The sequence below is a fragment of the Nocardia tengchongensis genome, assembly GCF_054781395.1.
The window spans coordinates 185,274-199,427 of sequence record NZ_BAAGUM010000017.1 but is presented as its reverse complement, the minus strand read 5'-3'; the positions used below and the strand labels follow the sequence as shown (position 1 = coordinate 199,427).

Genomic DNA, 14,154 nt, shown 5'->3' with positions numbered 1-14,154 from the left:
GAACTGAATACCGTGTCCGAACAGGTAGGGCAACACCTCGGTCGAGCGCCCCGCAGCGGGGCTACCAGCGCAAACGCCGGGCTACCGGGTGAGTGCGGCGGATCTCAGGCGTCGGCGCGACCTCGGATCGCGTGCACCAGCGGCGCGGGCCGGGTGCGAGCGGGCAAGCCGGACAACGGCTCACCGAGGTACTCGGTGAACAGCTCCGCGAGCGGCCGGGCGGCGACGGTGTCGAAGCCACAGGACCGCAACAGCTCCGCCAGCTCCTCATGTTCGAAGTAGCTGAGCCAGGGTTCGTTGATCGCGGCGATCCGCTCGGCCCGCTCCCGGACGGAGGCGCGTTCCTCGTCGGTGGTGCCCGCGCTCAAGTAGTCGAGGACCAGGTGCACCGGTTGTCCTTGCCCGGCGATGAAGCGCAGGGTGTCCTCGATGGCGGGCCGGGTCAGGTACATGACCACGCCGAGCCAGACGAACGCCGCCGGCCGCTCGCGATCGAAGCCGGCGGCGGCCAAACCGGCTGCCAGCGTGTCGGTTTCGAAATCGACGGGCACGAAGGTGAGCGACTCGGGGATCTCTATCCCGGTCTGGGCGAGCATGTCGCGCTTCCAACCCTGCGTATCGGGGTGGTCTACCTCGAACACGTGGAGCCCGGCATGCGGATTCCGGTAGCCGAAGGTGTCGAGTCCCGCGCCCAGGATCACGACCTGCTCGATCCCCTCGGCGACCGCCAGCGCCACCACGTCTTCGGCGAATCGGGCACGGCCGGCCAGGAAGTACCGCCGGATCCGCTGCCGGGGGTCCTGTCCGCCCGGGCGGTCCAGGGTCGCGGTGTCGAGCTCGTCGATCCGTTCGCGGGTCACTCCGAGGATCCGGGCGGCCAGCGGGTCGGTGAATACCCGTGGTTCGCCCGAGAGCTGGTGGTAGGCGCGCGCGTACGCGGTCGCCAAGGCTGTCCTGCTGGCCCGGCCGGTCTCCATGGCTGCCAGCCTAGAACCGATCTCGTAGGCTGCGCCCGTGAACGTGTCGAGGCCGACAGCGCTGCTGTTCGATGTACAGGGAACCGCCACCGATTTCCATTCGACCATCCGGCGAGCCGCCCGCGCGGCCGCCGGTGACCTCGGTCCGGGGCAGGACTGGGTGAAGTTCGTGAACGACTGGCGCGCGGCCTATTTCGCGGAGACCTCGCAGCAGCCCGGGGACGGCGCCTGGGTGAGCGTGGCGTCGATCTACCGGAAGACCCTGGACCCCTTGCTCGATGCCGCGGGCATCGACCTGGCCCCGGCCGCCCGCGACGAGCTGGCCCGCGCCTGGTCGCGGCTGGACCCCTGGCCCGACACCGTCCCCGGCCTGCACCGCCTGCGCAAGCGATTCACCCTCGCGACGCTGTCGAACGCGGATGTCAGTGCCGTGGTCGAGATTACGCGGCACGGCGACCTGCCCTGGCACGCGATCTTCGCGGCCGAGATGGTGGGCGCGTTCAAGCCGGATCCGCGTACCTACGGGCTGGCGGCGCGGTACCTGGGGCTGGCGCCGTCCGAGATCATGATGGTGGCCAGCCACAAGTACGACATCCGGGCGGCCCGGGAGCTCGGTTTCCGCACGGCGTTCGTCGCGCGGCCGCTGGAGTACGGCGATCCCGCGCTCGGCGACGCGGAGTTCTCCGACGAGTTCGATATCAATGCCGTGGATTTCCTGGATCTCGCCGACCAGCTCGCCTGCTGAGCGCCGACCGGTCTCCTAGCATGGCAGGTGGGCGTTTCGATACGGGAGGATCGGTCTTGTCCACAACATTGGTGAAGGGTCAGAACGGACCATTGACCGCGGCGGAGGTGGTGGTCTCCATTCGCGTCGCGGCCACCGCCGAGCTGTCCGCGCTCTTGGTGACCGAGCAGGGAAAAGTGCGCTCGGACACCGATTTCGTGTTCTACAACCAACCGTCCGGTCCAGGGGTGCGACTGCGCAACGGCGTCGCCAGGCAGCCCGCCGAGCTGGCGGTGTCGCTGGCGCAGGTACCCGCGGAGATCACCCAGATCCGCGCGGTGATCACCCTCGACGAGACCGGCGCGACGTTCGGCCGGATCGCGCCGCCGATCGCGCTGGTCTCCGACTCGGGCGGGAATACGCTGTACGAGTACAAGATCGAGGATTTGCAGAGCGAGTCCATCGTGATCGCCGTCGAGCTGTACCGGCGCTTCGGCAATTGGAAGGTGCGGGCGGTCGGGCAGGGATACGCGGGCGGGTTCGCGGCCCTGGTGACCGACCACGGCGTCACCGTCGAGGACGCGCCGCGCCCGATGCCGGCCCCCGCCACTCCTCCACCGCCACCGCCACCGACCTCGACCTACCCACCGCCGCCGACCTCGGCCTACCCGCCGCCCATCCCGCCCTACCCCACTCCTGTTCAGCCGCAGCCGAATCCAACCCAGCAGCCGCCTCATCCGGCCCACCTGCCACAGCCGCCGACGCCCGCATCGCAGCCGACGGATGGCGAACTATCGCGCGGGCGGCCGGTGAATCTGGCCAAGGGCCAACGCGTCACGCTCCGCAAGGAGGGCGGGGTCGCGCTCACCCGGATCCGGATGGGCCTGGGCTGGGACCCGGCCAAGCAGGGCGGCCTGTTCGGCCGCCGCGCCGCCAATATCGACCTGGACGCCTGGGTGGCCATGTTCGCCGACCGGCATCTGGTGGACGTGGCCTATTACGGGCAGTTGATCTCGAAGGACGGTTCTATCCGGCATTCGGGCGACAATCTGACCGGCGAGGGCGCGGCCGGGGACGACGAGGTGATCCTGGTCGACCTGAGTCGTATTCCGCGCCGGGTGAATACGCTGCTGTTCATCGTGACCTCCTACCAGGGCCACACCTTCGAGCAGGTCAGCAATGCCTACTGCCGCCTGGTGGACGAGACCACGCAGGCGGAGCTGGCCCGCTACGCCCTGGCGGGCGGCATGCCGTTCACGGCCATCGCCATGGCGAAGGTGTTCCGCGCGGGCGCCGAATGGAAACTCCAGGCCATCGGCGAGGGCTTCCAGGCCAAGCACCCCGGCGAGGCGGTACCCCAGCTGGGCCGGTTCGTCACCGTCGACTGAGGGGCCTCAGATGAAGTTGACGACCTGGGCGGCCGCCTCCACCGGGTGACCGGCCTCGATCGGGTGGCCCAGGGCCGACACCTTCCAGATGCCGTCCTCGCGATGGACTTTCGCCACCACCATGCCGGTGTGCGCGCCGCCGGAGCTCAGGTTGGACCGGGTGAGCTCGGTGCTGGTGGTGCCGTCGAGCAAGCGCCAGAAGGCGTTCTTGACGCGTTCGAAGGTGTGGCCCGCGTAGGAGGTGATGACGAAGACGATGGTGGTGACGTGCGGGCCCATCCGGGTCAGATCGACAGTGATGGTCTCGTCGTCGCCCTTGCCCTCACCGGTCAGGTTGTCGCCGGAGTGCCGGATGGCGCCGTCCTTGGTGACCAGCTGGCCGTAGTAGGCGACATCGATCAGATCGTGCCCGGCGTACACCAGGGCCGAAGCGTCCAGATCGATCTCGACCGGGCGTGATCCCCATTTGTGCTGCACGTGCACCGGGTCCCAGCCCAGCCCCATCTTGACGAAGCTCAGGTCCGCGCCTTGCCGGCGCAGGGCCACGGTGTCGCCGGCTTTCAGCACGGGCGCGATGATCGGTGCGGCAGAGCTGGCCGCCTGCGGCGTGTTGCTGATCGACACGCCGTGATCGGCGACCAGCGCACCGAAGCCGCGGGGGTGGCCGAAGCCGACCGCGCGGGCGTACCAGCCGTCGTCGCCGCGGTCGAGGTCCACGGCCGCGACCGTGGTCTCGTTGCCGAGGCCGTCGATCACGTACTCGTACAACTGGATTCCGCGATCGTCGGAGATGCCGATGTGCGGGGCGGGATAGTCGCCGAAGCGCCCGTCGTTCTCGTCGAGGGTGGCGACGATGCGAATATGGGCCACGCCGGGCGGCACCGCGCTCAGATTCACCGCGACGGCGTGCTGCCCGGGTACCAGCTGGATGCCGGGCCCGGAAGGCTGGTTGTAGAAGATCAGGTCGGTATCGGCGCGTACCGCACCGCGATCGGTCAGAAGCAGCGCGGCGAGATCGATTCCCGCGCTGAAGTGCACCGTCACGGTGATATCCGAGACGCCCAGTTCACCGGTCTGCCCTTGGGTCAAGAGTGCGGCCACGCTCCCACTCTATGGGAGGCACCGGTCACCCGGGTGAAACGAACCGATATCTCTTTGCGCGCGCGAACCTTAGGGCATGGGTGGACGGGGCGCTATCCCCAGGCGAATCGTTTTATGCCACAAGGCGAATCGGTCGTATGTTCAGTAACTGGGGGGTACCCTACCGGTCAGTAGCTGTTTGGGTTACTTTCCAGTAGGACACAAGACTGTTCGTCATCGAAGTCGGGCGCTGACGGACACGAAAACGTAAGGGACAGTTTTGGTTCAGTCGGGTGCACCGATCATTCGCCGCGCCACCGAATCCGACATCGAGGACATGGTCCGGGTGATCGCCCTGGCCTTCGAGTCCGACGATCCGATCGAGGACTACGTCTTCCCCGATCCGGCTTTGCGCCGCCGGCGCACACCGGGCATGCTGCGCGTCCTGATCCGGCACCGCTATCTGCCCGCCGAGGGAGCCATCGTCGCGACCGTCGACGACACCGTCGTCGGCGCGTTGCTGTGGATCCCCCACGGATACCGCAATCCCGCATGGCGGGAAGCGATTTCGGGTCCGCTGCTGCTGTGGGCCATGGGTCCGGCCGCGACCCGGCGAGGCATCGAGGTCGATGCCGCCATCGCCGGATCCGCGCCCGCCGAGCCACACAACTACATGGTCTATCTGGGCGCGGACCCCACCGTCCCGCGCTCGGGCATCGGCCGTGCGCTGACGCAGTGGCTGATCGCGGAATCGGATGCGCACGGGCGCGCCCTGTGCGGCATCTGCAAGGACGGCAACGTCCGCTACTACCAGGCGTTCGACTTCGAACGGCTGGCCGGGACCCGCATCGGGAGTTCGGGTCCGGAATTGAATTTCATGCTTCACCCGGCATCCCGGGTGGACGCCGGCTGACGCCATCGGGAGGGGAGCCCGGCCGCGACGGACGGCCGGGCCGCCTCCGCATGCCCTCGGGGGGGGATATCACCAGGTTCGTTCTGCTTTTTCGGAGGAGACGCAGTGTCCGACCTTGCCATTGTCGGAATCGGTTGCCGCTATGCCGGCGGGATCGATTCTCCGGAGTCGTTCTGGGACTTCATCATCAACAAGGGCGACGGGGTCATGGAGATCCCGTCCGACCGGTGGGACTACCGCCGGTATTACGACCCGGACAAACGCACGCCGGGACGCATGTACACCAAGCGGGCCGCCTTCATGACCGGCGACCCGTGGGCCTTCGACCCCGACTTCTTCGGCATCTCGCCGCGCGAGGCCGCCGCCATGGACCCGCAGCAGCGGCTCGTGCTCGAGGTCGCCTGGGAGGCCCTGGACGACGCGGGCATCGCCGGGCGGACCGCGGGCGCGCCGTTCGGCGTGTACGTCGGAGCCTTCACCCTGGACCAGATGGCGGTGTCCACCACCAACGCCGCGCTGCCGTGGGTGGACATGCACACCGCCGTCGGCGCGTCGTACACGATGCTTTCCAATCGAATCGCCTACGCGCTCAACATGATCGGCCCCGCCCTCACCGTCGACACCGCCTGCTCGTCGTCGCTGGTGGCCTTTCACCTGGCCTGCCAGGCGCTGCTGAACGGCGACTGCGAGGTGGCCCTGGCCGGCGGCGTCACCATGCTGATGCAGCCCGAGGTGTTCGTCTCCATGTGCAAGGGCGGCTTCCTGGCCGCCGACGGCCGCAGCAAGCCCTTCGACGCCGCCGCCGACGGCTACGGCCGCGGTGAGGGCTCGGGCATGGTCGTGCTCAAGCGCCTGGAGGACGCCGAACGCGCCGGGGACCGGATCTACGCGGTGGTCAAGGCCACCGGGTCCAATCAGGACGGGCGCACCACCGCCATCACCGTCCCCAACGCGGATTCCCAGGAGGCCCTGGCCAAGTCGGTCACCGAGCGGGCGGGCATCGCGCCGCACGAGGTCACCTACGTCGAGGCGCACGGCACCGGCACCCCGGTCGGCGACCCGCTCGAACTGCGGGCCATCGGGCGCGCCTACGGGCAGGTCGAAGGCCGCACCGAGCCGTTGGGCGTGGGCTCGGTGAAGGGACAGCTCGGGCACACCGAGGCCGCCTCGGGCATCGCCAGCGTCATCAAATCGGCGCTGGCCCTCACCCACCGCACCATCGCGCCGCAGGGCTGGTTGAACGAGCCGAACCCGGACATCCCGTTCCAGGAGCTGGGGCTGGCGTTGCAGACCGAGGCGCAGCCGGTTCCACCGGAGACGCGAATGACCGTCGCGGTCAACGGTTTCGGCTACGGCGGCACCAACGCACACGCCATTCTCCAGGAGTACGCGCCCGCGGACGCGCCGGTGCGCGAGCCCAAGCACCATGGCGTGCTGCCGATCTCGGCGCGCACCGACACGGCCGCGCGGGAACTGGCGCGCGGCTTCGCCGAACTCGTCGCGGCCGGAGCCGAGCCCGCCCGGCTGGCCGAGGCGGCGTGGACGCGCCGTCACCACCACGGGGTGCGCGCGGGCCTGACCTTCGGTGACGACGCCGATCTGGTGCGGGCGCTGATCGATTTCGCGGGCGGCGAGGGCCGCACCGCCAAGGTGATCGCCCGCAAGGTCGCCGAACCGGTGTTCGTGTTCACCGGCATGGGTCCGCAGTGGTGGGCCATGGGCCGCCAACTGCTCACCGCCGGAGGCGCTTTCGCCACCGAGGCCGCTCGGATCGACGCGGTGTTCCGTGAGATCTCGGGCTGGTCCATCGTCGAGGAGCTGCTGCGCGACGAGGACGAGTCGCGGGTCACCTCGACCGCGGTCGCCCAGCCCGCCAACTTCCTGATTCAGGTCGCGCTGGTCGCCCAGCTCGACGAACTGGGCATCCGGCCCGCCGCCGTGGTCGGCCACAGCGTCGGCGAGGTGTCGGCGGCCTACGTCACCGGAATGCTCTCGCTGCGGGACGCCCTGCTGGTCAGCTTCCATCGCGCCCGCCTGCAGGCCACCACCGCCGGTTCCGGCGGCATGCTCGCGGTCGGGCTGGCGCCGGCCGCGGCGCTCGAGCTGATCGACGGCGACGAGCTGGTCAGCATCGCGGCGATCAACAGCCCCGGCGCGGTCACCCTCGCGGGCAATGAGCGACGCCTCGACGAGATCGCCGAATCCCTCACCGAGCAGGGCGTTTTCGCGCGCCGACTACAGGTCGAGGTGCCCTATCACAGCTATCTGATGGACCCCATCCTCGACGAGCTGACCGCGGCCCTGGCCGAGTTGACGCTCGCCGACCCGCGAATCCCGTTGTGGTCCACCGTCACCGGCGCCCAGGTCACCACCGGCGACTGGGACGCCGCCTACTGGTGCGCCAATGTGCGGCAGCCCGTGCGCTTCGCCGACGCCATCACCGCACTGGTGGGCGCGGGCAGCCGGGTGTTCCTGGAGGTCGGGCCGCATCCGGTGCTGGGCGCGAACATTCGCGAGATCCTGATCGGCGCGAACGAGACCGGCACCACCGTCGCCACCCTCAACCGCAAGCAGGCCGACGACGAGAGCATCCGTCAGACCGTCGCCGGGCTCTACACCGCGGGCGTGCTCGATATCGACGCGCTGTTCGGCGATCTCGTCACCGCGCACGTGGACCTGCCGCGCTACCCGTGGCAGCGCACCCGGCTGCGCGTCGAGCTGAGCGCCATGCAGCAGCTCAAGTACGGCACCCCCGGCACGTACCGCATGCTCGGCGATCCGGTGCCCGAGCACCCGAACACCGTGTGGCGCACCCAGCTGAGCGTGGGCGACATGCCGTGGCTGGCCGACCATGTGGTGAGCGGTTCCCGGATCCTGCCGGGTGCCGCCTATCTCGACGCGGCATTGAGCGCGGCGGCGCTGCGCACCGAGTCCGCCCGGGTGGCGGTCGAAGATGTCCGATTCCTCGCGCCGCTCGTGGTGGACGAGGGCATGGCCCCGGTGGTGGAACTGCAGGTGGAGGAATCCACGCGGCGCTTCACCATTCGCTCCCGGGAGCCCGCGGGCGACGCCTGGACGGTCAATGCCACCGGCCGTCTGGTCGAGGGCGTGTACGAACCGGCCAAGGCCGACCTGCCGGTGCTCGAGGAGATGGCGATCATCGACCCCGACGCCTATTACACGGCCTTCGCCGCCCGCGGACTCGACTACGGCCCGGACTTCCGCCGCGCCACGGCCTTGCGGGTCAGCGGCAATACCGTGGTCGCGACCCTGGACGGCAGCATCGCCCGCGACAGCGGACACCTGGCCCACCCGGCCGTGGTCGACGCCGCCGTGCAGTGCTTCGGAGCGGTCCTCGCCGCCACCCCGAATGCCGAACGGGGCGCGCTGGTTCCGGTCGCCGTGGCGGGGGTGCGGGTCTTCGCGCCGCTCCCGGAGCGGGTGACGGTGGTGGCGCGCCTGCACAGCGCCGACGACCTCACCTGCGACTACGACCTGCTCGACGACGAGGAGAACGTCGTCATGCAGATCCTCGGCCTGCGACTGGGCGACATCAACCCCGATCGCGGTGCGCTGCAACGGCTCACGGACTACTTCTACGAAGACCGTTGGGACATGCGGGATCCGGTGGACACCACCGCCCTGCCCTCCCCGCAGACCGCCTACACGCTGGCCGTCGACTTCGCGGCCGAGCCGGGTGCGCGGGCCACGTTCATCGCGGGCACGACGGGACAAGGCGAAGTCCTCGCGGTCGGCGATCCCGCCCGCGATGATCTGGAATCGGTTGTGCGCGAGCGGCTCCAGCGGATCGTCGACCTGGACGAGGTGGAGCGCACCCACATCGTGCTGGTGGCGGGCTCGGAGTACACCGATCTGGACGCGTTGTGGACGCTGCGCCGGATCGCGGTCACCATCGAGGGCTTCCTCGAGGACTGGCTCCAGCAGCGCGGCCACGAAATCCCCATGACCGGTGACGGTTCCGTGCACGTCACCCTGGTCACCGAGCGCGCCTTCGCGCACCCGGACGAGGACGCCGCGCCCGATCCGGCGCACGCGGCGCTGGCCGGCGCGCGCCGGGTGCTGCTCAACGAGCAGTCGCGGCTGCGCTGGCGGCTGGTCGACGTGGACCCGGAGGTCACCGAGGCGGAGCTGGCGGCCGAGCTGGCCGTGGCGGGCGCGTTCACCTACGACCACTCCGACGAAGTGGTGCTGCGCAACGGCCTGCGCTGGGTGACGGTGGTCGCGGCCACCCTGCCCGACCGGCTCGACGGCCTGGACCGGGCCGAGCCGCTCACCGATCCGGAGGCGAATTTCCGGCTGGAGCTGCCGAAGTCGCGGGTGCTGTCGCGGCTGGCATGGCGGCGCTGTGAGCGCCGGGCGCCCGGGGCGGGCGAGGTCGAGGTGCGGATCCTGGCGGTCGGCCTGGGCTACAAGGATCCGCTCAAGGTCATCGGAGTGCTCGGTGAGCGCGAGATGGCGGGCACCTTCTACGGCACCGAACCCGGTATGGAGGCCGACGCGGTCGTCGTCCGGACCGGTGCGGGGGTCGAGGATCTCGCGGTCGGCGACCGGGTGTTCCTGACCTCCAAGGGCATGATCTCCCGCTTCCACACCACCGACGCCGACCTGATCACCCGCGTCCCCGACGAGACCGTGCCGGGCGCCTGCACGAGCACCGTCGCCTTCGCCACCGCCGAGCATTCGCTGCTCGAACTCGCGCGGGTCCGCAAGGGTGACGTGGTGCTGGTGCACGGCGCGGCGGGCGGCGTCGGATCGGCCGCGGTGCAGGTCGCGAAGCTGTACGGGGCCACCGTGATCGGCACCGCGAGCAGTGACGAACGCCGGGCCTACGTGCTCGAGCAGGGCGCCGACCACGCGCTGGACTCGCGCTCGCTGAACTTCGCCGACGACGTCCTGGGTCTCACCGCGGGGCGCGGCGCGGACGTGGTGATCAGCACCGCGCCCGGGGAGATCCTGCGGCAGAACTTCAAGGCGGTGGCCGAGTTCGGGCGGATCGTGGAGATCGGCAAGGCCGACATCTACGGTGGCGGCGTGCTCGACCTGGGGTACTTCGACAAGAACCTCTCCTACCACTCCTTCGACCTGGACCGCATGCTGGCGATCAAGCGGTCGGCCACCAGCGATCTGGTGCGCGGCGTGCAGCAGAAGCTGGCGGCGGGGCACTACAGCTACCTGCCCTTCGAGGTGTACGACACCGCCGACGTCGCGCGGGCCTTCGAGGATGTGGCTCGTTCGGCGCAGCTCGGGCGGATCGCGGTCAGTTTGGAAGCCGAAGCGCCGCAGGTGCGTCCGCTGATTCCGGCGGTCACCGTGGATCCGGACGCGCAGTACCTGATCACCGGCGGCTTCGGTGCGTTCGGTCTGGCCGTCGGCCGGTGGCTGACCGGGCTGGGCGCACGCAAGCTCACCCTGCTGGGACGCGGCGGCGCGACCACCGAGGCCGCTCGCGCCCAGCTGGCGAGCTGGCGGGAGCAGGGCGTCGAGGTCACCGAGGAGTTGGTGGACGTCACCGATATCGCCGCGATGGACGTGGTGATCGCGCGGGCCCACAGCGCCGCGCATCCGCTGCGCGGCGTCTTCCACACCGCGGGCATGCTCGACGACAAGCGCGTGGCCGACATGGACCGGGACAGCCTGGCCACGGTGTACCGGCCCAAGGCCGAAGGCGTGATCGCGCTGCGGCACGGGCTGGCCGCCGCCGGGGCCGAACCGGACATGTTCGTGCTGTTCTCCTCCGGCAGCACGATCTTCGGCAGCATCGGCCAATACGCCTACACCGCCGCCAATCTCGCGCTCAACGCCACCGCCGACGCGGTGGTGCGCGATGGCGGCAAGGCGCTCGCGGTCGGCTGGGGTCACATGTCCGGCGGCGGCATGGCCGACGACGACTACGTGTCCCGCTATCTGCGCACGGCCGGCTTCGACCCGATCGACATGGACGAGGGCGTCGAATACCTGGAGAAAGCCCTGGAACTGGGCATCCATCACCAGGCGTCGATCATTCCGATCAACTGGTCGACGGTCGCCTCGACGGTGTCCTGGTACGGCATGACCGGCCGCACCGCCGAGCTGGTCGCGGCTGCGGCGCAGGACAATTCGGCCGCCTCGCAGTTGGTGTCGGCGCTGCGCGAGCTCGACGAGCAGAAGCGCGGTGAGGTGGTGGCGCACATGCTGGCCGAACAGCTGGCCGTGGTGATGGGCGTCGACGCCGATTCGATCGACCTCACGGTGCCGGTGCCCGAACTGGGCCTGGACTCGCTGATGGCGGTGGAATTCGGTGCGCTGGTGGGCAAGACGCTGGGCGTGGACCTGATGTCGATGAAGGTCGGACGGTCGTTCACGCTCCAGCACGCCGGGGCGCGCGCCGCCGAGATGCTGGTCGGCGAGACCACCGCGGTGGTGCCGGCATGAGCGAATCGGCACGGGACCTGGCCCGGAAACTACTGGCGGGCAGCGGAACCAAGGAATCCGCTGGAGCCGGGGCCGCGACCGCGGTCCGGCAGGCCGCAGCCCCCAACCCGGTGACCGGCAGGACCGTCCCCGCGCGCGCCACGCGCGGGCCCGGCCGCCAGTTCACCGATCATCCGGAGGTCGCGGCGGCGGTCGCCAAACGGGCGGCCATCGCGGCCATCAGTGAGCAGTCGGGCATGCCGAATCCGCTGTTCCTGCCGCGAAACAGCCCGAACGACACCGTCATCCGGGCCATGGACACCGACCTGGTGAACTTCAGCGCCTACAACTACCTGGGGCTGTCCAGCCACCCCCGGGTGGTGCGGGCGGGCCAGGCGGCGCTGGATCAGTACGGTGCGTCGGCCTCGGCCAGCCGCATCGTCTCCGGCGAGATCCCGCTCTACGGCGAACTGGAACAGCGGCTCGCCGGGATGTACGACGTGGGCGACGCCATGGTGACCACCAGCGGCTACCTCACCAATGCCGGGGTCATCGGCTTCCTGCTGCGCGAGGGCGATGTGGCGTTCTGCGACAGCCTGATCCACGGCAGCGTGGTGTCGGGCACGCAGTGGGCGGGCTGCCGCCGGATCAACTTCCGGCACAACGATCCGGACTCGCTGCGGTCGGTGCTGAAGATGTCGCGGTCCGGGTTCGATCGGGCGCTGGTGGTGCTGGAGGGCCACTACTCGATGGACGGGACCGTCGGCCGGGTGGCCGAATTAGCGGCCGTGGCACGTGAATTCGACTGCGCGGTCATGGTGGACGAGGCCCATTCGCTCGGTGTGTTCGGCGCGGCCGGGCACGGCATCCGGGAGCACTACGGGATGGCCGGGTCCGATGTCGACATCTGGATGGGCACGCTGTCCAAGGCCCTGGGCAGCGTCGGTGGCTTCATCGCCGCCGACGCCGACCTGATCGCGGCCATGAAATCCAGTGCGCCGGGCGTGGCCATGCTGACCGGGGCGCCCGCGCCGTCGGGCATCGCGGCGGCGATGGCCGGGCTCGACGTGCTGGCGGCCGAGCCGGAACGGGTCACCCGGCTGTGGCACAACGCGCGGCTGTTCGATGCCGCGTTGCGGGAGCGGGGACTGGATCTCGGTGAGTCGCAGGGCACCCCGATCGTGCCGGTGATCGTGCCGGGCGAGATCCGGGCCGGGTTCGTCTCGGCGCATCTGTTGCAGCAGGGCGTGTACGCCGGGGCCATCTCGGCCCCGGCGGTGCCGGTGGGCAAGGAGCGGCTGCGCTTCTTCATCACCTCCGAACACACGGAACAGCAGTTGCTGTCCACGGCCGACCTGCTGGCCACGGCCATCGCCCTGGCCGATCAGCTGCCCGAGGCCATGGCGGTCTGAGGTCGCGCGTGCTGTGGGCGGAGTGCGAACACCGCCCACAGCACCAGGCCCGCCACGGTCGCGGCCACGCCGATCCCGCACACCAGTGGCCACCCGCCGGCCTGGTAGGCGAGGCCGGCGGTCACCGAACCCGTCACGCCGCCGAGGAAATAGGTGACCATGTACGCCGTCGTCAGACGGCTGCGCGCCGCCGGATCCAGGGTGTAGATGGCGCTCTGATTGGTCAGATGCGCGCCCTGGATACCGAAGTCGAACACCACCAGCGCCGCGATCAGCGCCAACACGCTGTGCCCGCCCCACGCCACCAGGACCCAACTGGCCAGCAGCACCAGCCAGGTCAGCGAGGTGACGCGACGCAGGTGCCCGCGATCGGCCAGCCGCCCCACCACCGGTGCGCCCAGCGCCCCGACCACGCCCGCCAGACCGAACAGGCCGATCACGAATTCGCCGTAGTGATAGGTGCTTCCGCCCGAGCCGGACAGCAAGAACGCCAACGCCGTCCACACCAGCGAGAAGCACCCCATCAGAATGAAACCCAGCAGCATGCGCTGCCGCAGCACGGCGTGACGGCGGATCAAACCCAGGATCGAAGCCAGCACCTGTGGATAGCTTTCTCCCGTCGCGGCGCGCGGGGTGGCGGGCGCGAGCAGGTACACGCTGATCGCCATCACCACCTGCAATCCGGCCGCCACCAGCAGCACCGAGCGCCAGCCGCCCAGTTGCGCCACAGCCCCGGACAGCACCCGCGACAACAGGATTCCCAGCAGCAGCCCGCTCATCACGGTCCCTACCACCTGCCCGCGCCGGGCCGGATCGGCCAGCGCCGACGCCCACGGCACCACCACCTGCGCCGCCGACGCCGCCACACCGGTCGCCGCCACCCCCGCGAAGAGCACCGCGAAATTCGGTGCGACCGCCGAAACCAGCAGCGCCGCAACCGAGGCCAGCAGCAGCGCCGGGACCATCCGGTGCCGGCGCAGGAAGTCGCCCAGCGGGACCAGGAAGGCCAGGCCGCACAGGTAGCCGATCTGGGCGGCGCTGACCAGCAGGGCCGCGCTCGCGGTGGAGACGCTCAGGTCCGCGGCGACCTCGTGCAGCAGAGGTTGCAGGTAGTAGTTGCCGGCGGCCGAGGAACCCGCGGTCACCGCGAACACCAGCACGGTCATCCGGGTCAGGGCCGGGCTCGGGGACGTCTCGGGGGCGGGCGCATCGGTCCGGGTCAGGGAAACCATCACCGATCAATCGTGAC

General features: G+C 70.0%; 8 protein-coding genes. 5 read left to right on the top strand and 3 right to left on the bottom strand.

Going from position 1 to position 14,154, the window contains the following annotated elements; all coding sequences use genetic code 11:
- Positions 1-104: 104 nt before the first annotated feature.
- Positions 105-977, bottom strand: a complete 873-nt coding sequence (locus tag ACYVKL_RS31955) for a class I SAM-dependent methyltransferase (RefSeq protein WP_379167631.1) — start codon at positions 975-977, stop codon at positions 105-107.
- A 37-nt stretch (positions 978-1,014) separates the two neighbouring features.
- Between ACYVKL_RS31955 and ACYVKL_RS31950 the strand changes: the two genes are divergently transcribed.
- Together ACYVKL_RS31950 and ACYVKL_RS31945 are read left to right on the top strand one after the other, a co-directional pair.
- Positions 1,015-1,722 (top strand): haloacid dehalogenase type II, encoded by a 708-nt coding sequence (locus ACYVKL_RS31950; protein WP_379167633.1) that lies wholly within the window; start codon positions 1,015-1,017, stop codon positions 1,720-1,722.
- Between the two features lie 56 nt (positions 1,723-1,778).
- Entirely contained in the window at positions 1,779-3,089 is a 1,311-nt protein-coding gene (locus ACYVKL_RS31945) for a TerD family protein (protein ID WP_379167635.1), read from the top strand.
- 6 nt (positions 3,090-3,095) lie between these two features.
- Here ACYVKL_RS31945 and ACYVKL_RS31940 read toward each other — a convergent pair whose 3' ends face one another.
- Positions 3,096-4,190, bottom strand: a complete 1,095-nt coding sequence (locus tag ACYVKL_RS31940; protein WP_379167638.1) for a TerD family protein — start codon at positions 4,188-4,190, stop codon at positions 3,096-3,098.
- A gap of 259 nt (positions 4,191-4,449) precedes the next feature.
- Between ACYVKL_RS31940 and ACYVKL_RS31935 the strand changes: the two genes are divergently transcribed.
- The 3 genes from ACYVKL_RS31935 (at position 4,450) to ACYVKL_RS31925 (ending at position 12,905) form a co-directional block, all read left to right on the top strand.
- The gene (locus ACYVKL_RS31935; protein ID WP_379167640.1) at positions 4,450-5,082 is read left to right on the top strand and encodes a GNAT family N-acetyltransferase; all 633 of its coding nucleotides are present in this window, start codon (positions 4,450-4,452) and stop codon (positions 5,080-5,082) included.
- Between the two features lie 105 nt (positions 5,083-5,187).
- Entirely contained in the window at positions 5,188-11,514 is a 6,327-nt protein-coding gene (locus ACYVKL_RS31930) for a type I polyketide synthase (RefSeq protein ID WP_379167642.1), read from the top strand.
- Positions 11,511-12,905 (top strand): aminotransferase class I/II-fold pyridoxal phosphate-dependent enzyme, encoded by a 1,395-nt coding sequence (locus ACYVKL_RS31925; RefSeq protein WP_379167644.1) that lies wholly within the window; start codon positions 11,511-11,513, stop codon positions 12,903-12,905. Before ACYVKL_RS31930 ends, ACYVKL_RS31925 begins: the two co-directional genes overlap by 4 nt.
- On the opposite strand, the gene ACYVKL_RS31920 is transcribed toward ACYVKL_RS31925, so the two are convergent.
- Positions 12,878-14,137 carry an MFS transporter gene (locus ACYVKL_RS31920; protein WP_379167947.1) on the bottom strand — a complete coding sequence of 420 codons (1,260 nt, stop codon included), beginning with the start codon at positions 14,135-14,137 and terminating at the stop codon, positions 12,878-12,880. The genes ACYVKL_RS31925 and ACYVKL_RS31920 overlap by 28 nt on opposite strands.
- Positions 14,138-14,154: the final 17 nt, after the last annotated feature.

What these genes read in the sequence shown, in the direction of transcription:
- ACYVKL_RS31920 (WP_379167947.1), bottom strand. Translation starts at nt 14,137, where the DNA reads ATGGTTTCCCTGACCCGGACCGATGCGCCCGCCCCCGAGACGTCCCCG.
- ACYVKL_RS31925 (WP_379167644.1), top strand. Translation starts at nt 11,511, where the DNA reads ATGAGCGAATCGGCACGGGACCTGGCCCGGAAACTACTGGCGGGCAGC.
- ACYVKL_RS31955 (WP_379167631.1), bottom strand. Translation starts at nt 977, where the DNA reads ATGGAGACCGGCCGGGCCAGCAGGACAGCCTTGGCGACCGCGTACGCG.